The following is a 19,206-nucleotide window of genomic DNA, read 5'->3' as shown; positions in this document are numbered from 1 at the left end:
TCGCTCATGACGAATACGCGCTGTTCTCGTGGACGTAATCGGCGGTGAGGTCGTTGGCCCAGATGACCGCGGACTCGGTGCCGGCGGCGAGGTCGGCGGTGATCCGCACCTCCCGGTAGCGCATGTCGACCAGGTCCCGGTCCTCACCCACGGAGCCGTTCTTGCAGACCCAGACGTCGTTGATGGCGACGTTGAGCTGGTCGGGCTCGAAGACGGCGGAGGTGGTGCCGATCGCGGAGAGCACCCGGCCCCAGTTGGGGTCCTCGCCGTGGATGGCGCACTTGAGGAGGTTGTTCCGGGCGATGGAGCGGCCGACCTCGACGGCGTCGTCCTCACTGGCGGCGTTGATCACCTCGATGCGGATGTCCTTGCTGGCGCCCTCGGCGTCCCCGATCAGCTGCCGGGCGAGGTCGTCGCAGACCGTGCGGACGGCTTCGGCGAAGGCGTCCTTCTCCGGCACCACACCGGAGGCGCCCGACGCGAGCAGCAGCACGGTGTCGTTGGTGGACATACAGCCGTCGGAGTCGACCCGGTCGAAGGTGGTACGGGTCGCGGCCCGCAGCGCCGTGTCGAGGTCGGCGGACGGCAGATCGGCGTCGGTGGTCAGCACCACGAGCATGGTGGCCAGGCCCGGTGCGAGCATGCCCGCGCCCTTGGCCATGCCGCCGACGGTCCAACCTCCCCCGGCCTCCGGCCGGTCGGTGCCCCCAACGGTGACCTGCGCCGTCTTGTGCACGCTGTCGGTGGTCTTGATGGCGATGGCGGCCTTTTCGCCACCGTGCTCGGTCAGTTCGGCGGCGGCCTGCTCGACTCCGGGCAGCAGCTTGTCCATCGGGAGCCGGATACCGATCAGCCCCGTGGAGGCGACCGCCACCTCGCCGGCGCTGTGCCCTTCGAGCACCTCGGCGACCTTCTCCGCGGTGGCGTGGGTGTCCTGGAAGCCGAGCGGGCCCGTACAGGCGTTTGCACCACCGGAGTTGAGGATCACCGCGGAGACCCGGCCACCCATGAGGACCTGTTCGGACCAGACGACCGGGGCGGCCTTGACGCGGTTGGACGTGAAGACGCCGGCGGCGGCCAGTCGGGGCCCGTTGTTGACCACGAGGGCCAGGTCCGGGTTGCCGCCGCTGCCGTTAGCCAGAGGGGCCTTGATCCCGGCGGCGATACCCGACGCCGTGAATCCCTTTGCTGCCGTCACACTCATGCTGTGGCCTCGCTCCGCTCGGCGCGACCGCATTCGCGTCGCACGCACCCTTCCATGGTTCCCTCGCTGCGCTCGCTCACGGCGCGACTCCGATCGTCGAAAGTCCGGTGGTCTCGTCGAGACCGAGGGCGATGTTCATGCTCTGCACCGCGCCGCCCGCGGTGCCCTTCGTGAGGTTGTCGATGGCGCTGATCGCGATGATCCGGCCGGCGGCCTCGTCGTACGCGACCTGGATCTGCGCGGAGTTCGCTCCGTACACGGACGCGGTCGCGGGCCACCGGCCCTCGGGCAGCAGCCGTACGAACGGCTCGTCGGCCAGCGCCTTCTCGTATGCGGTACGGACCTCCGTCGCGGTCGTCCCCGGCCTGGCCTTCGCGCTGCACGTGGCGAGGATGCCGCGCGACATGGGGGCGAGGGTCGGGGTGAAGGAGACCGCCACCCGCTCGCCCGCCACCGCGCTCAGGTTCTGGATCATCTCGGGGGTGTGCCGGTGCCCGCCGCCGACGCCGTACGGGCTCATCGAGCCCATCACCTCGGACCCCAGCAGATGCGGTTTGAGCGCCTTGCCCGCCCCGGACGTGCCGGTGGCCGCGACGACCACGGCCTCGGGCTCGGCGAGGCCGGCCGCGTACGCGGGGAAGAGCGCGAGCGAGACGGCGGTGGGGTAGCAGCCCGGGACCGCGATGCGCTTGGCCCCCTGGAGCGCGGCACGGGCCCCGGGCAGCTCCGGGAGGCCGTACGGCCAGGTGCCCGCGTGAGCGGAGCCGTAGAACGTCTCCCAGTCCGCGGCGTCCTGGAGCCGGAAGTCGGCGCCGCAGTCGACGACGAGCACATCGGGCCCGAGCTCCTCGGCGACGGCCGCGGACTGTCCGTGCGGCAGCGCGAGAAAAACGACGTCGTGTCCGGCCAGCACCTCGGCCGAGGTGGGCTGGAGCTCCCGGTCGGCCAGCGGGAGCAGATGCGGCTGCAGGGCTCCGAGGCGCTGTCCGGCGTTGGAGTACCCGGTCACCGCGCCGATCTCCACCTCCGGGTGCCCCAGAAGCAGACGCAGCACTTCACCCCCTGCGTACCCGCTCGCACCGGCCACTGCTGCTCGTACCGTCATGGACCCTCCTCATCGATGGCATGACTATACGGAAGAAGGTAGTTTTATGCAACGGCTGGTTTGCCGGTGCGGTGGGCGCATACTGGCGCTAATGACAAAGCGAGCGGTTTCCAGACGCCACCTGCCCACCAGCCCCTTCAAGAGTCCGGTCGCGCCACCCAACAAGCACTTCACCGTGGGTAGCCGGGTCTCCCACGACGTGTACGGCCTCGGCCGGGTCACCGCCATCGAGGAAGGCATCGCGGTGCTTGTCGACTTCGGTTCGATGCAGCAGCGGATCACAAGCCCGTACAGCAAGATGACCAGCCTCTAGACGCCACGCCCTCCCCCGGCCCCGGGCTTCCGGGAACCCACATCCGCTGTCCAGGCAGCGGCTGCGGCCACCGCTGCCCGGGGGCCGCCCCTCACGCCTTTCACCCCGTCGGCTCCACCGCGCCGCGACCCCACCGCGCCGCGACTCAGGCGTGCCGCGGCACCTCGTGCGCATCACGAGCGTTGTCGCATCCCTGTGCCTCAAGTGTCGGACATCTCCTTACACGTGCCCCATACGGCGAATCCCGTATGGCGGAAGCCCGGCCCGCGCTGGTGCAGTAGGAGGAGGACGAGGAGGTGAGGGCATGGCGACTTCCGCGGACGTCCAACACGGCGCAGACCTGGACCAGGACCGGGTGAGGGATTTCCTGGAACGGGTGATCACCGACGGCGGAGCCGCGGCCGCCGGACTGTGCACCTCACTCGGCGACCGGCTCGGCCTCTACGCGGCCATGGCCGGCGCCGGTCCGCTCACCTCCGCACAGCTCGCCGTCCGGACCGGGCTCGTCGAGCGTTACGTACGGGAATGGCTGGCCGCCCAGGTGGCCGGCGAGTATGTGACGTACGCGCCCGACACCGACACCTACCTGCTGCCCGACGAGCACGCCGCCGTACTGGCGGACCCCGAACAGCCCAGCTACGCCGCCGGTTTCTACACGATGCTGCAGGCCCTCTACGCCACCGAGGACGCCCTGATGGACGCGTTCCGCACCGGCGACGGTGTGGGGTGGGAGGAACACGGACCGGCGCTGTTCGCCGGCACCGCGAAGTTCTTCCGGCCCGGCTATACGGCCGCGCTGGTACCGGAGTGGCTGGCCGCGCTGGACGGTGTGGTGGAGAAGCTGGAGCGCGGCGCGCGCGTCGCGGACATCGGGTGCGGCTACGGCTACTCCACGATGCTCATGGCGCAGGCGTTCCCCGCATCGGACTTCCACGGCTTCGACTTCCACCGCCCCTCCGTCGAAGCAGCCCGCGATATCGCGGCCGAGCAGGGGCTGAGCGCCCGGGCCCGGTTCCACGTGGCGACCGCACAGGACTTCCCGGGCAAGGACTACGACCTGATCACCTTCTTCGACTGCCTGCACGACACCGGCGATCCACTCGGCGCCCTCCGCTGCGCCGAGCGGGCCCTGGCCGACGACGGCACCTGCTTGATCGTCGAACCCAACGCCTCAGCGGACGTCCAGGAGAACGCCAATCCGATCGGCCGTGCACTGACCTCCGCTTCCGTCGTCGTCTGCCTGCCCGCCGCGCTGGCCCAGCACGGCCCGCAGGCGCTGGGAAACCACGCGGGCGAGGAGGCCATGAAAGACCTCGCGGAACAGGCCGGGCTGCACCGCTGGCGGCTCGCCGCCGAGAGCCCGGTCAACCGCGTCTATGACGTCGGCCGTTAACGCGACCGACGCGCCCGGCCGGTCTTCCCCCGGCCGGCCGGGTGTCCCCCTTGGTCCGCGGCCTTGTGGGGCGGGACCGTTTGGGCCGGGGACCGGGGGCCGGGTGTCCCTTGACTCGCCCTGACCCGCTGGCCACGCTGGAAACATGAGTGCGGCCGCGGAGGTCGGCCTGCGACGCATTCTCGCCGTCGTTGACCTCCTGATCGACGCCGTCGACGAGGACACTCTCGTGCCGGCGCTGCTTCCCTTGCTGCTGCGCGCCCTGCCGAGCGACACCATCGTCTGGTCGCCCCGGCCTGACCCGGTCCACCCGCTGCTCACCCTGCCGTCGGACCTGCTCAGCCAGGACCTGCTGGAAGCGTTCACGCGCGAGTCGCCGGACGACTGCCTCGTCGCGCACACCACCGTCGGCAGCGGCGTGCCGATGCGCCGCTCGACGCTGCAGACCCGGAGCGAGTACCACTCACTGGCCGTGTACGCCGACGTGTACCGGCCGGTCGGCGCCGAGCAGCAGCTCGCGATGTCGTTCCCCGCGGGCTACGCGGCCGGGGTGCCGCGGAGCGTCTGTGTCGCGCTGGGGCGCAGCGGCAGCGACTTCACCGAAGACGACGTGGCGGCGGCGGAGCTGCTGCGCACCCGGCTCAGCCGCGTCCTGCACCGGCTCGCCCCGCCAACACCCGTTCCCAGAACGGAACTTGAGCTGGTCACCCGTCGCGAATCCGCCGTTCTCGCGCTGCTCGCCCACGGTCTGACGAACCAGCAGATCGCGCACCGGCTGTCGATCAGCCCGCGCACGGTCGACAAGCACCTGGAGCACGCGTACGCGAAGCTCCGGGTCGGCGGGCGGGTCGAGGCGGCGAATGCCTGGCTGACGCGCGGGGTGCCGGCGCGGCTGGCGTGACCGCCCGGCCCTTCAGTCGTCGAGCCGCTCCGGGTCGGCGGCCAGGGATTCCCAGAAGTCGACATAGGTCTGCTCGTGCAGCACACCGAGCCTCAGCAGGCGCGCGCGGGCCGATTGCCGGGAGTCCTCTGCCGGTTCGAGCTCGGCACGCAGCGACTGGTAGTGCGTCAGCCATTTGCGGTGCTGGGCGGCCTGTTGGGTGGCCAGGGCCACGATGTCCGCCGGGGCACCGAGGTCGGCGAAGAAGAGTTTCAGCTGAGCCGGGTCGCGGGTTTCCGGTTCGCCGGTGTCCGGGTCGGCCACCCAGCGCTCCAGAGCCGTACGACCGTCGTCGGTGAGATGGAAGATCCGTCGGCGGCGGCCTCCCGCTTCGGCCTCCTCCCGGAGGAGGCCGGCCTGCGCCAGTTCCGGCGGAATCCGGTAGAGCTGCGCATGCAGGATCGGCCAGAAGGGCTGGATGTCGTCCTCGACCCGCGCCTTCAGCTCGTACGGCGTCATGGGGCCGTGCCGGGCGATCAGACCGAGCACGACATACCTCGCCGGGCTGTACTCCGCCATCCCCGCTCCCTCCCCTTGACACCATCTCAATGAGACCATATCTTCCATCCCGTTGAGACCATATCAATGAGATGATTCAGCAGTGGACGATCCCGGACGGGATCTCCGGAGGGGGATGGTGAGCGGCGTGATCGCGCACGAGAAGGTTCATCCGGAACTGGCCGAAACCCTGGCCGCCATGACGGAGCGGCCCACGAACCCGTACACCGACATCGAGGCGACGCGCGCGGGCTTCAAGGCATTTCTGGGAGCGCGGATTCCCGGCAACGACCCCCGGGTGACCATCGAGCACACGGCCATTCCCGGGCCGGACGGCAACACACTCGACGCGCAGGTGCTGCGCCCTGCCGGAGCCGAAGGCGTCCTGCCGGGCGTGCTCTACCTCCACGGGGGCGGGTTCGCGTACGGGGAGCTGGACGGGCCCAGCCCGATGGCGCGCGACGCCTGTGTGGCGGCCGGTGCGGTCGTGGTCAATGTGCACTACCGGCTGGCTCCCGAACACCGGTATCCGGCAGGCGTCGAGGACTGCTACGCCGCCTTGGAGTGGATGGCCGCGACCGCCGGTGAACTCGGCATCGACGCCGGGCGGATGGCGGTCACCGGAGCGTCGGCGGGCGGCTGCCTGAGCGCCGCCGTGTGCCTGATGGCCCGTGACCGCCAGGGGCCACGGATCGCTTTCCAGGCACTGCTGATCCCCTGCCTGGACGACCGGGCGCGGACCGCCTCGATGGTGCGGATCGACGACCCGCGGATCACCAACGGCGCCGGGGTCCGGCACACCTGGGACAACTACCTGGGCGCCGACCGGGGCCCGGACGTCCCCGCGTACGCGGCGCCCGCGCGCGCCACCGACCTCTCCGGGCTTCCGCCCGCGTACGTCCTCACCTGCGGACTCGACCCGCTGCGGGACGAAGGGCTCGACTACGCCCGCCGGTTGGCGGAGGCGGATGTGCCGGTCGAGGTCAAGGACGTCCCCGGCGCCTGGCATCTGTTCGAGGCGTACGCACCCGAGACGGCCCTGGCCCGGCGCACCACGGATCACTGGCTGGCGGCGCTCCGCGTCGCGTTGGCGGAGGACTGACCGGCGGGCGGCCGATGAGTTCCGGCGGCCGTCGGCGTCTACCCGTGTGAACACGGACGTGGGCGCTGCGGCGCCGGTCAACGGGAGGTTTGCCATGACCACCGATACCGAGCGGAAATCGGACGAGGCCCGGATCCGTGCGCTCCTGGAGGACCGCGCGGCAGCGACGACGGCGCGCGACGCGCGCCGGTTTCTCGGCTACTGCACACCGGATGCCGTGCAGTTCGACCTCGCCCCTCCCTTGCAGCTCAGGGGCTCGGAGGCGCTGGACCAAGGGGCCGTGGAAGCCTGGTACGCGACCTGGGACGGCGCCATCGAGATATCGCTCAGCCAGGTCGAGATCACGGTCGGCGACGATGTCGCGTTCAGCCACAGCATCAACCGGATGCACGGGACGAAGGCGGACGGCCACGAGGTGGAGCTGTGGAGCCGGGCGACCGTCGGCCTGCGCAAGATCGACGGCACCTGGAAGATCACGCATACCCATGACTCGGTGCCGTTCCTGATGGACGGGTCGGGGCTGGCGGCCCTCGATCTGAAGCCGTAGGGCGCCGAACCCCAGGGCGCCCGTGCTCCCGGCCGGCCGCGCGATCCCTTGGGCGCCGACACGGCCCGCCAGTGCCTCGACGCGGGCCTCGTCGACGAGGTTCTGGTGCGTGTGGCGCGGGGCGGGCACGCGCGGCTACAGCGTGAAGTCGCCAGACCTGTCGGGTCGGCCGGGCCCTCGCCGTCCCCGTCGGCCGCAAGGGTGAACGTGCCGCCGCGGGCGGACGGATCCCAGCCCCGCGTGAGCGCGTACTCGATCACCGTCCGCACATCACGCGGCGTGGGGTACACATCGTCCGTGCACGCTCCCCACGGCCCCGGCGGACTCGCCGACACCAGCAGGGCGTCGAGGACCCGGCCGTTCTTTCCGCCGCTGCCCCACACACGGAGCCGGACGATCCGCTTGCAGTCCGACGTGTCGTGCCGGATGCCTGCCGTCGCGGTCCACTTGAATTCCTGTGCGTCGAAACGCAGAGTCCGCAGTCGGTACTTCACGGACCTCACCTCCCCCTGGTTGTCTCACCCCAAGCCAGGGCCTGTCCTGGCGGGCCCCTCCGACATCAGCCGCCGCGGGTCCGGCGGCGGTGGATGACGACTGCCCAGCCGACCGCGCCGGCCAGCAGTGTGCCGCCGAGCACCGTGATGCCGGTGTTCAGACCGGAGCCGGAACCTCCACCGAGGCCGGTGTTCGAACCGCCTCCGGGGACGACCTGTTCGGAGTCCCCCGCCGTGCGCGACTCGCCCGCGGCCGTCCCCGAAACGGTCAGGGTGCCGGTGAACTTGTGCTGACCGTCGCCGTGCTCCCTGCCCTCCTCGGCACCGTGTTCCGTGCCCTGTTCTGCGCCCTGTTCTGCACCCTCATCCGCCCCCTGTTCTGCATCCTTACCCGTGCCCTGCTGTACGCCCTGTTCTGCGCCGTATGCCTGGGCGCCCTCGTCCGCCGGTTTCTCGCTCGATTCCTCGCCGGGCCGGTCGGGAGCGGCGGCGCCGCAGGTGACGGTGACCTTGTACGTACCGGGCTTGGTGGTCTGCGGCACGGTGCCGGTACCGCCGACCTGGTTGTTCAGCATGGACAGCGGCAGCGTCGGGATGCTCCCGCCCTCGAAGCTGGCCTCGCCGGACTCACCTGTGCAGTTGCCGCCGTCGAAGACGGAGAAGTCGCCGCCGGGCGCCACCGCATCGGGCTGGATGATCACCTGTTTCGGGTCGCCGGAGGCGGTGTCCGTCACGGTGGCGGTCGCGGTGGCGGCGCCGGACAGCGTGACGGATGCCGCCAGGGCGCCGGCCACCGAGGCGTATCGAAGGGCAGGGCTCGTCTGCATCACGTGGCGTATCTGCATACACCGAGCGAAACGCCCGGGCCCGGCGCCCGCACCTCCGGCTGGGCTTTACGGGTGGCGGGAGCCGACCGCCCCGTCCGGAGCCCCCGGAGCCCGGCTCACCCCTCCAGCTGGAGGCTCCACGCGCCGGACCGCCTGGTCAGGGTGGTCACGGACAGCGGCTGGACGTCGATACGCCAGTACGTGTGCGGCGGCGCCTGGAGCGCATAGACCAGGGCGGCACGGACGACCCCGGGGTCGGCAACGGCCAGCAGTCCGGCGCCCTCGTTGGCGGGCCGGGTGTCCAGCCAGCCGCCGACGCGGGTGATGAAGGCCATCAACGGCTCCCCGCCGTGCGGCGCGGAGCGGGGGTCGGCGAGCCAGGCGTCCACCGCCCGCGGCTCGGCGGCGGCCACCTCGCCCAGCGTCCGGCCCCGCCAGCGCCCCATGTCGCAGTCCCGCAGCGCCGGCTGGGCCAGCGGGGTGAGACCGAGGGCGTCCCCGGTCTCCCGGCAGCGCGCGGACGGCGAGCGGTAGCGCAGCTCGGCGGCGGCGAGCCGGCACAGGACGGGGGCGGCGCGCTCGGCCTCGTGCCATCCGGCGGCGTCGAGCGGGCGGTCGTCGTCGAACCGCGTCTCAAGCAGCGAGGAGCTGCGGGCGGCGGCGAGCAGCTTGAGGCGAACATTCATTCGCTGATGGTAAGAGGACGGCCGCTCCGATCAACCCCTCTCATCGGATGAGGAAGAAAGGGCGGGAGTGGAGGGAATGACTGGAATCGGCGCGGACGGGTCAGATGTCGATAGGGCCCGGATCGATCAGCCCCAAGGTCATCCACTGTTCCGGCGACACCAGGCTCCGGAAGCCGACCTTCTCGTAGACACCGTGGGCGTCCTTGGTGGCGAGCGTGATCCGGCTCAGCCCACAGGGCGTCATATGGTCGGCGATGGCCTCGACGAGAGCGGTGCCCAGACCCTTGCCCCGGTCGTCGCGGGCGACATACACATCGCAGAGCCAGGCAAAGGTGGCGCGGTCGGTGACCACCCGGGCATAGGCCGCCTGGCGTCCCGAACCGGTCGCGTACAGGCCGAAGTTGAGTGAGCCCGCGACGGCGCGGTCGTGCAGTTCACGGGGGCGGTCCAGAGCCCAGTAGGCGTCGGTGGACAGCCAGTGGTGGACGAGGTCCGCGTCCAGGCGGGCCGGGTCGGTGGAGATCTCGTAGCCGTCGAGGGCGTGATCGTTCATGCCGCGAGGTTCGCAGAAGGGCGGGGCCGGCGTCGAACCGTGTGGCGAGTGACGGCCGGTGGCCCGGGTGGCGGGGTGGCCCGTTCGAGGCCGACCCGCCCCCGTCGGAACTGCCGGTACGGAGTGAGCACAAGTCCATAGGAACCGTCGGCCTGCGGGAACCCCCGGCCCGTCGGAATGCTCAGTCCACAGGAAGCGTCAGCCCGTCGGAACCGCCAGCTCCTCGCACGCCGCGCGGAGCCTGCGGACACCTTCGGTGACTGCGCCCGCACTGGCCGCGGCCGCGAAGCTCAGGCGCAGATGCGGGGCGGGCGGCTCGGCGGCGAAATAGGGGCGGCCGGCCGCGACCGCGACGCCCGCGCGGAGTGCCGCGCCGGTCAGCGCCTCCTCGTCCGTACCGTCCGGCAGCCGCAGCCAGAGGTGATAGCCGCCCGGCGGGACGAAGAGCCCGCCCTCCTGGGGACGGCCCAGGCCGTGCGCCTCACCCTGCCCGGACCCCTGTCCGACGAGGGCGGGCAGCTGCCGGTGCAGGGCGGTGGCCAGGGCGTCCCTGCGTACGGTCAACTCGGCGGAGATCAGGCGCAGATGGCGGGTCCAGGCGGGCGAGCCGACGAGTTCCAGAGCGGTTTCCTGGAGCGGGCCGGGCACGAAGAAGCTGTCGACGACCTGGATGGCACGCAGCCGGTCGCGGACCGGGCCCCGGGCGGCCAACGCGCCCACCCGCAGGCTGGGCGAGGTGGCCTTGGTCAGGGAGCAGACATGTACGACGGTGCCGTCCTGGTCGTCCGCCATCAGGGTCGGCGGCAGCGCGGGCGCGTCGTCGTGGACCAGCCGCCGGGCGAAGTCGTCCTCGACGACGAACGCGCCGGCCGCGCGCGCCACCCGCAGCACCTCGCGCCGCCGCTCCCCGGCGAGCACCGCGCCCGTCGGGTTCTGGAACAGCGGCTGGCTCACGAAGACCCGCGCGCCGCTGGCCCGGAAGGCGTCGGCAAGCAGATCGGTGCGTACGCCGTCCGCGTCCATCGGTACGGGTACCGGGCGCAGGCCGGAGGCGCGGGCGGCGGCCAGCATGCCCGGGTACGTCGGGGACTCGACGAGCACCGGCGCGCCGGGCGGGGCCAGCGCGCGCAGCGCGGCGGTCAGCGCGCTCTGACCGCCGGCGGTGACCAGGACGTCGCTTGCGGCGAGCGCACCGCCGGGGCCGCTGATCTCCCGCGCGAACCAGGCGCGCAGCTCCGGTACGCCTTCGACCGGGGGCCGGCCCCAGGCGCCCGGCCGCCGCCCGGCGCGCGCGAGCGCCGCGGCGAGGGCGCGTTCGGGCTGGAGATCGGAGTGCAGATAGCCGCCGTTGAGTTCGATGACGCCGGGGGCGGGGGCGGCGAGGGTCGCCAGCACGCCCGATGCGTCGACGCTGCGCGGCACATGGTCGCCGGCCGCTTCGGCGCTGAGCGCGATCTCCTGCCAGGAGGTGTCGACCGGCCGAGGCGCCTCGCCGCGCGGCTCGGCCCGGAAGGCCCCGGCGCCGGGCCGGGTGACGACCAGCCCCTCGGCGGCCAGCTCGGCGAGCGCCCGGGAAACCGTCACCGGGCTCACACGGTGCCGCTCCACGAGGGCACGGCTCGACGGCAGCTTCTCTCCCGGAGAGTAGCGGTTCAGTCCATTACGAAGAATCGCGGCCAGTTCGGCGACACTGCTACGCTCTTGCATGAGAGACAACGATAGCGCTATCGCACCGGCTGCGATAGCAGTCATCGCCCCGGCCGCGTCCCCGAGCCCCTCCGCTCCCGCCTCCCCGGCCGCCCCCAGCACCCCCTTCGCCCGTGGCGCGCTCCTCGCAGCGCTCGGCGTCGCCGTGTTCTCGCTGACCTTTCCCGCGACCGCCTGGGCACTGGAGGGCATGGGCCCCTGGACGGTGGTGACGCTCCGCAGCGTGCTGGCCGCGGCGCTCGCCGGCGGCTGCCTGGTCGCGTTCCGGGTCCGTGTCCCCGAGCGGCGCCACTGGGCGGGAATCGCGGTGGTGGCGGGCGGCGTCGTACTCGGCTTCCCGCTGCTGACCACCCTCGCCCTGCAGACCTCCACCACCTCGCACGCGGCCGTCGTGGTCGGCCTGCTGCCGCTGACGACCGCCACCTTCTCGGCCGTACGGACCGGCGCCCGCCCGTCCCGCGCCTTCTGGATCGCCTCGCTGGCCGGCGCCGTCGTCGTCATCGGCTTCGCGGTGCAGCAGAGCGGCGGGACGATGAGTTCCGGCGATCTGTTCCTGTTCGGGTCGCTGTTGGTGTGCGCGGCCGGTTACGCCGAGGGCGGCCGGCTGGCCCGCCATCTGCCGGGGTGGCAGGTGATCGGCTGGGCGCTGGTGCTGGCCCTGCCGCTGACGCTGGCGGGCGCGGCCGTCGCGCTGTCCACCGAGCCGCTGCACCTCACGGCGCACTCGGTCAGCGGGCTGCTGTGGCTGGCGACCGGCTCGACGTTCCTCGGCATGGTGGCCTGGTACCGGGGGATGGCGGCCATCGGCGTCGCCAAGGCCAGCCAGCTCCAGCTCGCCCAGCCGCTGCTGACGTTGGTGTGGTCGGTACTGCTGCTCGGCGAGCACCTGCCGCCGGCCGCACCCGTCGCGGCGCTGGCGGTCCTGGTGTGCATCGCCGTCACCCAGCGGACGCGCGGCTGACGGGCGGCTGACCGACGGCTGACGGACGCGGCATCCCCGCGCACCAGGCCCTCGCCGCGATCGCGCCACGGCCGGCTCCCGCCCGGTCCGATCCGCACCGGATGCGACATCGGCCCCCGGACGTAAACTTGCCGCGACGGCACGTATGCCGTCCGGGCCGTCCCACTGGCCCGCAAACCGTAGGCCGTTCCACCGCTCGGCCGCCGCGCTGTCGGCCGTCCGGGTCACACGGCCGCCCGAAGCGGGAGGACACCCCTGATGCACGCAAGCAAGGGCGACCGGCTCGTGGTGCACGGCAGGACCGTCGGGCAGAAGGACCACGCCGTCGAGATCATCGAGGTGCTGGGGGAGCACGGCGATCCGCCTTACCGCGTCCGCGCCGAGGACGGGCATGAGTCGATCATGTCTCCCGGTCCCGACTCGGTCGTCCAGCACCACAAGTCCACTCGTAGCCGCACCATCCGGTAGCGGACCCGTCGTCACCGACCCACCCCACCGGACTCCCCCTGGCCGGGACCCGTGCCACTACGGCCGCGCCACGCCGCCGTAGTGGTCGCGTACGACCCGGGCCATGGCGCCCGACCGATCCTCGGCGACCTCCTTCGCCGAGAAGAAGACATGCCCGCCGACCTGCGGGAAGTCGCGGGCGAAGGTCAGATGGCGGGAGAGTTCGGCGGGATCCTGCCAGGCGGCCGGCTGCGCCGGGTCGCCCGCCTTGTAGAGCGCCTCGCCGATATGGAGGTCCACGCCGGTGCCCGACACGGTCCGCGACCACCAGGGCACCAGCTCCGCGTAGTCGGCGGCTGCGAAACCGATGTGCCAGTAGACCTGCGGCACGATGTAGTCGATCCAGCCCTCGCACACCCAGCGGCGGGTGTCGGCGTACAGATCGTCGTAGGTCTGTGTCCCGGCCCGGGTACCGGAGCCCTCCGGGTCGGTCGCGCGATTGCGCCAGACGGCGAACGGGCTGACGCCGAACCGCACCCGGCGCCCGGTACCGGCGATCCGCCGCCCCATCTCCCGCACCAGCCGGTCGATGTTGTCCCGCCGCCAGTCGGCGCGGTCCGCGAAGTCCGCGCCGTACGCCGCATACGCCGCGTCGTCGTCGAAGGTCTGGCCCGCGACCGGATACGGATAGAAATAGTCGTCGAAGTGCACCCCGTCGACGGGATAGCGCCGTACCGCATCCAGCATCGCGTCCTCGACGAAGCGGCGGACCTGCGGCAGCCCGGGGTTGTAGTAGAGCTTTCCGCCGTATGGGAGCACCCAGGAGGGGTGCCGGCGTGCGGGGTGGTACGGCACCAGCCGGGAGGGGTCGGTGTGGTTCGCCACCCGGTACGGGTTGAACCAGGCGTGCAGCTCAAGGCCGCGCCGGTGCGCCTCGCGGACCGCGAAGCCGAGCGGGTCCCAGCCGGGGTGCCTGCCCTGCTCGCCGGTGAGGTACTGCGCCCAGGGCTCGTACGGGGAGGGCCACAGGGCGTCGGCGGTGGGCCGGACCTGGAAGAACACCGTGTTCAGCCGGCGTGCTGCGGCCGTGTCGAGGTGGGCCAGCAGTTCGTTCTGCTGCTGGGCGGGGTCCAACCCCGGGGCGGAGGGCCAGTCGCGGTTGGCGACCGTCGCCAGCCACATGCCCCGCAGCTCGCGCCGAGGCGGACGGTGATCACTCACCCGGTCCCCGACCGTGGCGCCCGCCGGGCCGGCTGCGCCCGTTCCGCACAACGACGAGGCCGCGCCGAGCGCGACCACCGTGAACCCGCGCCGTGTGATCCGCCTCATGTAATGCCCCCAACATGTCCGGTTCGTCCCGTACTCAGGGCTCAGGATGCCCGCCCCGACGCCCGGAGCACAGCACCGTGCGGAGTAACGTCGGGGCCGAGGCGGGCGCCGGACCCTTACGGCACACCGCCGGTCCTGAAGATCAGCGAAAGGTACGAGGTGACGGACACAATCACCGACATCGCACGCGTCGGAGTGGTGGGCTGCGGCCAGATGGGCGCGGGCATCGCCGAGGTGTGCGCCCGCTCCGGGCTGGACGTCATGGTCGCCGAGACCACCGGCGAAGCCCTGGAGCTGGGCCGTACCCGCTTGACCAACTCCCTCGGCAAGGCCGCCGAACGCGGCAAGATCACTGCCGCGGAACGCGACGCGACGCTCGGCCGGCTCAGCTTCACCACCGACCTCGGGGAATTCGCCGACCGCGACCTCGTCATCGAGGCCGTGGTGGAGAACGAGCAGGTCAAGACCGAGATCTTCCAGGTCCTCGACCAGGTGATCACCCGCCCGGACGCGATCCTGGCGTCCAACACCTCGTCGATCCCGCTGGTGAAGCTGGCAGTCGCGACCTCGCGCCCCGACCAGGTCATCGGCATCCACTTCTTCAACCCGGCCCCCGTGCAGAAGCTGGTCGAGCTGATCCCCGCGCTGACCACCGGCGAGGACACCATCAAGCGCGCCGAGGCACTGGTGCAGGACGTGCTGGGCAAGCACGCGATCCGCGCGCAGGACCGCTCCGGCTTCGTGGTCAACGCGCTCCTCATCCCGTATCTGCTCTCCGCGATCCGGATGTTCGAGTCGGGCATGGCCAGCCGTGAAGACATCGACAACGGCATGGAGCTGGGCTGCGCCCACCCGATGGGCCCGCTCAAGCTGTCCGACCTGATCGGCCTGGACACCGTCGCCTCGGTCGCCGCCTCGATGTACGAGGAGTACAAGGAGCCGCTGTACGCCGCTCCGCCGCTGCTCCAGCGGATGGTGGACGCGGGGCGGATGGGCCGCAAGTCGGGGTCGGGGTTCTACTCCTACTAGGGAGTGCAGGGACGCCGCCAAGTGGCGCTGTTCCAGGGCTGGTTCACCCGGAGCGGCGCCTGGCGGCGGTGCCGCGGTCGGGTAGCTCTCGCGGTGCCCGCCAGGTCCTCATCCGCATCCTCACCCGGCCAACGGGGAATGCGCGGGGACCCGGCCTGCTTCACGGGTGACAGGCTCCGAACCTGAGACCTACGCATTACGAGGTGGTGCAAGATCGTGACGGGTGATGATCCGTGATCAGGCTCGGCCCGGTCTTGCCTGGTCAGAGACTTGTCGGACTCGCCGGCGTGGTGCCCGATCCATCGGGAATGCGGCGAACAGCCCCACCACGGGAAGCGACATCCGCTCGGTGGCCGCCTGCGCGGCCCCGTCGGCCTCCGAGATCCTGCGCCGCCGTATGGCCCACGCCTTCGCCCCGAGCGAGCCACGGATCTTGGTGCCCTCGCTGCCCAAAATATTCAACGTCGAGGCGAGCTCCATGAGGCCTTGACACCGCCAACGGGCCCTGAATTTCGCGGCATTGGCCCGATCATCTGCCGGTGACAGTAGCCTCCGGCTGCCCGCCCCGACCCTCCAGCCACGCCAGAACCGGCATCGCGTCACGCACCACCGCCCACTCCGCGTCGCTCATGTCCGATGGATACCGTCGCACCCTCTCCGGCCGGTCGGCCGCGTTCCCGAACCGGTGCGCGAGACAACCGCACGCCGACGGCGCCCTGTTGAACCCTGAGGGCGAAACCGCGTACAGCCGCATCAACAGGGCCGCCGGTCTCACGAGTTGGCATCCCAATCCTCGTGCTGCACCAGAGGCCCTGCCTTCATGCACCCACCCGCGAAGATCACTCGACCAGGCACCCTGCTCGATCAGAACCGACCTCGTGATCGATAGGAATACGGCTTCTCAAGGGCATCACCCTGAAGTGAAGGGCATTGCGACACGGCTTGATCAGGTCCAGCACACGGGTCCGGGCCTTGTATTCGGCACCAGTTCCTGGTTGTGCCCCATTGGCCAAGGTTGTGTGGAGAACGGAATGTGGGCGGGTACGAGGCCGACACCGGATCGGGACAGGACTGGGACGGGAGAGGTGCGGGAGCACGGCGAGCGGTGCGCGGATGCGCCCGGGTTGACGGTCCGAACGGTCGGCTGGCTAGGGTCTGTCCGATGGGTCAGGGTCGGAAAGGCCGCGGCGTCTGGTGGTGGGGGCACCTCCCGTGCCCGTTCAGGGCTACGGTGGAGCATCGCAAGGCGCCGGAGCGGCCCGATAGCGGAGCTATTGGGACGTTTCGGCAACGCCGCGAGGTTCCGTGCCAGACGCCACGGGCCCGGCCATGACCCATCGGACAGGCCCTAGGCTCGTCAACAGTTGTAGCAGGCTGTAGCGAGTGCGAAAGCCGCGTTCGGTGCGCGCGAACGGCCCTCTGGGCTCGATGGGGGTTCTCATGACCAACAGGCCGGGAAGCGGACCGGGACCGGGCGAGCGGGAGATCGACGACTCCGAGCTGAGGGACGTCGCGCAGGACCCAGAGCAGGCTCACAGCCTCCACAAGGCGCTGCGCACTCTGGCCAACAACCCCAATGTGAGCGGACCGCTCCAGGAGATGGCCCAAGGCATCCTGTCGGGACGTATGGGAATGGCCGACGCCATCAAGAACGAGCGCTACATGGACGCGCTGGGCGACCGCATGACCGAGATCCGCCGCGCCGCCGAGTCGCAGACCATGGAGGACCGCGAGGCCGAGCGCGAGAAGCGCGAGCAGTGGGAGCGCAAGCGGGACGAGGAAGAGCAGCAGGAGCGCGCCGAGCACGACGGTCCTTCGACCAACCTGGTCACGGGGCCGAAGAAGCGGGGGCGGGGTGGACACCGGGGTTGAGCCCGGGGCCGGATACGGACCAAGGGCCCGTGCCCACGGAGGCTCGGGCCGTCTCGCCGGCGCACCGCCTACCGGCGAAGGATGGGGAGGCCCTCGAAATGGCCCGCCCCTTCTTCGGTCCTACCGGGCGACGGCGCCCAGACGCCGTTGCGGGTGCCGAGTTCGACATCGGCTACCCCGAACACGGCGAATGCTTTGTCTCGGAAGGTGTATCGGCCGGACGCCCCCGGGACAGCACTGTGACACCCAGGGGTTGAGGGCTTGTCAGTGCCTCTGGGTACGCTGGCACAGACATGAAACGGACGTGAACCGGCAGCTCGATGACGCCGGTTGGTGAACGGGGGCGCAGTCATGGGCGACGGGTTCAAGAGCAATCCGGAGATGCTGAAGGCCGAGGGGAAGAGCTTCTCCGAGATCGGCAGGGATTTCTACCAGGCGACCGCCAAGCTGAAGAACGGCCTGGCCGCGCAGGGTGACGGTGGAGGCGGCGGAGGCGAAGCGCCGAAGGAGACGACGTTCTCAAGTGTCGCCCAGGACGCCTGGAAGGGCCTGACCACCTTCAGCGACAAGGCAGGCACCCCACCGTGGGGTGACGACGAGCTCGGCGAGAAGTTCGGCGTGGTCTACGAAGGCCTGCGCGACGGCATGACGGACTCGATGGAGCACCTTGCCACCAAGCTCAACGAAATCGGCAAGGCGTTGGAGCGGATGGCGAAGAACCACGAGGAGAACGAGGACTTCAACAACGCTCTGATCAAGGAGCACAAACCGGAGAACCAGTTCGGCGGCGATTTTCAGATTCTGAAGTCCACGAGCAAGTGACACGGCCCGCACCATGGGGGCGTGTGGCGACCGTACAGCGGGGTTGCAGGGCCGCCACAGCAGCACGGTCGCGGCAGCCAGGGTCGAGAGTTTGCGCCGTATCGGTTTCGGCGTCGGCTCGGCTCCGGCTCGACGTTTCGACGTTGGGACATTTCGACGTTTCGACGTTTCGACGGCCAACTGCCCCGCGCCAAGCCCGAGTTCAACCGCATGACCGCGCCTGACCCACAGCCGCCCCTTCACTGATAGGAGAGAGTCCGTGTCGCATCCCGACGCGCCAGAACCGGTACAGCCCATCCCCGCCACTGCCGAAGAGGCATTGGCTGCCGCTCGCGCCCGATTCGAAGTACTGGATCTGGAAGGAAACCCGGCACCGTTGTACGTGGCGGAGTTCGACATCGGCTTCCTCGTACACGCCGTCATGCCCCCACCCCCGCCCGGCACTCAGGCGCCGTTGGGTGGCAGTCACATGGTGATCTCCAAAAGCGACGGAGCCGTCACCTATGTCCCCAACTTTCCGCCGGACTCCGCGATCGAGCTGTACCGCAGCCTGCGCCGGTCCAATGGCTAGGGCTGCCGCCTGAGGGCTGGACGGCTTTGGACCGGATGTCTGCTGCAGCACTGTGACACAACAGAGTTGAGGGACCACAAGGGCCTTTGGGTAGGCTCTGGCATGGGCATGGCTCTGCGCCGACGCAAGCCGGTTGAGCACTCACGAGGCTCCGAATGGCGCCTCCGGCAGCACCAGAGAAGCAGGGCCCTTCCGCCGGCGGTGAGGCGGATGGGGTCGGTCGGCCCACAGGGCCGGGACGACACGAATTACATGGGCGACAACGGGGGTCTTCGTCATGGCTTTGATGCTGCCGAACTCACTTGAGTGGGTTCTCGAGATGTGTGGCTTCGAATGGCCCACAGGCAACGAAGACAAGATGATGGAGTGCGCCAACACCTGGCGCCAGTTCGCCGCTGATGTGGAGGCCCTCCAGGCCCGTGGCACGAGCGCCGCCGGCAACGTCCTCGCCGAGAGCGCCGGCGACTCCATCGAGGGCTTCAACAAGACCTGGGAGAAGTTCTCCGGAGGCTCGGGCTACTTCGACGACGCCCGCCAGGGTGCCGAGCTGATCGCCATGTGCATGGACGCCGCGGCGATGCTCATCATCGGGCTGAAAGTGGCGGTGATCGCCCAGTTGATCATCCTGGCGATCGAGATCATCGCAGCCCAGGCCGCCGCTCCATTCACCCTGGGTCTGTCCGAGCTCGGCGCGATGGGCGCGGCCGCCGCCACGCGGATGATCCTGCGCAAACTCCTCAAGGAGATAGCCCAACAGATCTTGCAGGCGGTGTTGGAGACCGCCAAGGAACCCTTTGTCTCCGCTC

20 protein-coding genes are annotated in these 19,206 nt (G+C 70.6%); 11 read left to right on the top strand and 9 right to left on the bottom strand.

Annotated elements, in window-relative coordinates; all coding sequences use genetic code 11:
- Positions 1–4: 4 nt before the first annotated feature.
- Together argJ and argC are read right to left on the bottom strand one after the other, a co-directional pair.
- A complete protein-coding gene (gene argJ, locus AB0I10_RS08315) occupies positions 5–1,204 on the bottom strand; it encodes a bifunctional glutamate N-acetyltransferase/amino-acid acetyltransferase ArgJ (protein WP_363151539.1) in 1,200 nt (399 codons plus the stop codon).
- Positions 1,205–1,280: 76 nt separating this feature from the next.
- A complete protein-coding gene (gene argC / locus AB0I10_RS08310; protein WP_363151538.1) occupies positions 1,281–2,309 on the bottom strand; it encodes an N-acetyl-gamma-glutamyl-phosphate reductase in 1,029 nt (342 codons plus the stop codon).
- Positions 2,310–2,400: 91 nt separating this feature from the next.
- Between argC and AB0I10_RS08305 the strand changes: the two genes are divergently transcribed.
- The 3 genes from AB0I10_RS08305 (at position 2,401) to AB0I10_RS08295 (ending at position 4,916) form a co-directional block, all read left to right on the top strand.
- The gene (locus AB0I10_RS08305; RefSeq protein ID WP_363151537.1) at positions 2,401–2,622 is read left to right on the top strand and encodes a hypothetical protein; all 222 of its coding nucleotides are present in this window, start codon (positions 2,401–2,403) and stop codon (positions 2,620–2,622) included.
- 304 nt (positions 2,623–2,926) lie between these two features.
- Entirely contained in the window at positions 2,927–4,015 is a 1,089-nt protein-coding gene (locus AB0I10_RS08300) for a class I SAM-dependent methyltransferase (protein WP_363151536.1), read from the top strand.
- Positions 4,016–4,160: 145 nt separating this feature from the next.
- On the top strand, positions 4,161–4,916 hold the full coding sequence (locus AB0I10_RS08295; RefSeq protein WP_363151535.1) for a helix-turn-helix transcriptional regulator: 756 nt from the start codon (positions 4,161–4,163) through the stop codon (positions 4,914–4,916).
- Positions 4,917–4,928: 12 nt separating this feature from the next.
- Here the strand turns inward: AB0I10_RS08295 and AB0I10_RS08290 are convergent, their stop codons facing one another.
- On the bottom strand, positions 4,929–5,474 hold the full coding sequence (locus AB0I10_RS08290) for a PadR family transcriptional regulator (protein ID WP_363151534.1): 546 nt from the start codon (positions 5,472–5,474) through the stop codon (positions 4,929–4,931).
- Between the two features lie 127 nt (positions 5,475–5,601).
- On the opposite strand from AB0I10_RS08290, the gene AB0I10_RS08285 reads away from it, so the two are divergent.
- A complete protein-coding gene (locus AB0I10_RS08285) occupies positions 5,602–6,555 on the top strand; it encodes an alpha/beta hydrolase (RefSeq protein WP_363151533.1) in 954 nt (317 codons plus the stop codon).
- Positions 6,556–6,649: 94 nt separating this feature from the next.
- The gene (locus AB0I10_RS08280; protein ID WP_363151532.1) at positions 6,650–7,102 is read left to right on the top strand and encodes an SgcJ/EcaC family oxidoreductase; all 453 of its coding nucleotides are present in this window, start codon (positions 6,650–6,652) and stop codon (positions 7,100–7,102) included.
- 559 nt (positions 7,103–7,661) lie between these two features.
- Here AB0I10_RS08280 and AB0I10_RS08275 read toward each other — a convergent pair.
- From AB0I10_RS08275 to AB0I10_RS08260, 4 genes are all read right to left on the bottom strand, one after another.
- On the bottom strand, positions 7,662–8,441 hold the full coding sequence (locus tag AB0I10_RS08275; protein WP_363151531.1) for a hypothetical protein: 780 nt from the start codon (positions 8,439–8,441) through the stop codon (positions 7,662–7,664).
- Positions 8,442–8,539: 98 nt separating this feature from the next.
- Positions 8,540–9,109, bottom strand: a complete 570-nt coding sequence (locus tag AB0I10_RS08270) for a histidine phosphatase family protein (RefSeq protein ID WP_363151530.1) — start codon at positions 9,107–9,109, stop codon at positions 8,540–8,542.
- A 100-nt stretch (positions 9,110–9,209) separates the two neighbouring features.
- A complete protein-coding gene (locus AB0I10_RS08265) occupies positions 9,210–9,662 on the bottom strand; it encodes a GNAT family N-acetyltransferase (protein WP_363151529.1) in 453 nt (150 codons plus the stop codon).
- Between the two features lie 198 nt (positions 9,663–9,860).
- Entirely contained in the window at positions 9,861–11,369 is a 1,509-nt protein-coding gene (locus AB0I10_RS08260) for a PLP-dependent aminotransferase family protein (protein ID WP_363151528.1), read from the bottom strand.
- Between AB0I10_RS08260 and AB0I10_RS08255 the strand changes: the two genes are divergently transcribed.
- Positions 11,368–12,330, top strand: a complete 963-nt coding sequence (locus AB0I10_RS08255; RefSeq protein WP_363151527.1) for a DMT family transporter — start codon at positions 11,368–11,370, stop codon at positions 12,328–12,330. The genes AB0I10_RS08260 and AB0I10_RS08255 overlap by 2 nt on opposite strands.
- A gap of 258 nt (positions 12,331–12,588) precedes the next feature.
- Entirely contained in the window at positions 12,589–12,798 is a 210-nt protein-coding gene (locus AB0I10_RS08250) for a DUF1918 domain-containing protein (protein WP_363151526.1), read from the top strand.
- 57 nt (positions 12,799–12,855) lie between these two features.
- Here AB0I10_RS08250 and AB0I10_RS08245 read toward each other — a convergent pair whose 3' ends face one another.
- Positions 12,856–14,106, bottom strand: a complete 1,251-nt coding sequence (locus AB0I10_RS08245; protein ID WP_363151525.1) for a family 10 glycosylhydrolase — start codon at positions 14,104–14,106, stop codon at positions 12,856–12,858.
- Between the two features lie 171 nt (positions 14,107–14,277).
- Between AB0I10_RS08245 and AB0I10_RS08240 the strand changes: the two genes are divergently transcribed.
- The 4 genes from AB0I10_RS08240 to AB0I10_RS08225 all read left to right on the top strand — a co-directional run bounded on the left by AB0I10_RS08240 (position 14,278) and on the right by AB0I10_RS08225 (position 18,400).
- Entirely contained in the window at positions 14,278–15,135 is an 858-nt protein-coding gene (locus tag AB0I10_RS08240) for a 3-hydroxybutyryl-CoA dehydrogenase (RefSeq protein WP_363151585.1), read from the top strand.
- A gap of 1,440 nt (positions 15,136–16,575) precedes the next feature.
- Positions 16,576–17,007, top strand: a complete 432-nt coding sequence (locus AB0I10_RS08235; protein WP_363151524.1) for a hypothetical protein — start codon at positions 16,576–16,578, stop codon at positions 17,005–17,007.
- A 351-nt stretch (positions 17,008–17,358) separates the two neighbouring features.
- Positions 17,359–17,829: a hypothetical protein gene (locus AB0I10_RS08230; RefSeq protein ID WP_363151523.1), complete on the top strand. Its 471-nt coding sequence runs from the start codon at positions 17,359–17,361 to the stop codon at positions 17,827–17,829.
- 259 nt (positions 17,830–18,088) lie between these two features.
- Positions 18,089–18,400 carry a hypothetical protein gene (locus tag AB0I10_RS08225; RefSeq protein WP_363151522.1) on the top strand — a complete coding sequence of 104 codons (312 nt, stop codon included), beginning with the start codon at positions 18,089–18,091 and terminating at the stop codon, positions 18,398–18,400.
- A 298-nt stretch (positions 18,401–18,698) separates the two neighbouring features.
- On the opposite strand, the gene AB0I10_RS08220 is transcribed toward AB0I10_RS08225, so the two are convergent.
- Positions 18,699–19,154: a hypothetical protein gene (locus AB0I10_RS08220; RefSeq protein ID WP_363151521.1), complete on the bottom strand. Its 456-nt coding sequence runs from the start codon at positions 19,152–19,154 to the stop codon at positions 18,699–18,701.
- Between the last annotated feature and the right edge of the window lie 52 nt (positions 19,155–19,206).

Source organism: Streptomyces sp. NPDC050636, assembly GCF_040654775.1.
Taxonomy (GTDB): domain Bacteria; phylum Actinomycetota; class Actinomycetes; order Streptomycetales; family Streptomycetaceae; genus Streptomyces.
Note: the sequence above shows the minus strand (reverse complement) of the source record. Positions and strands in the feature narration are given on the sequence as shown.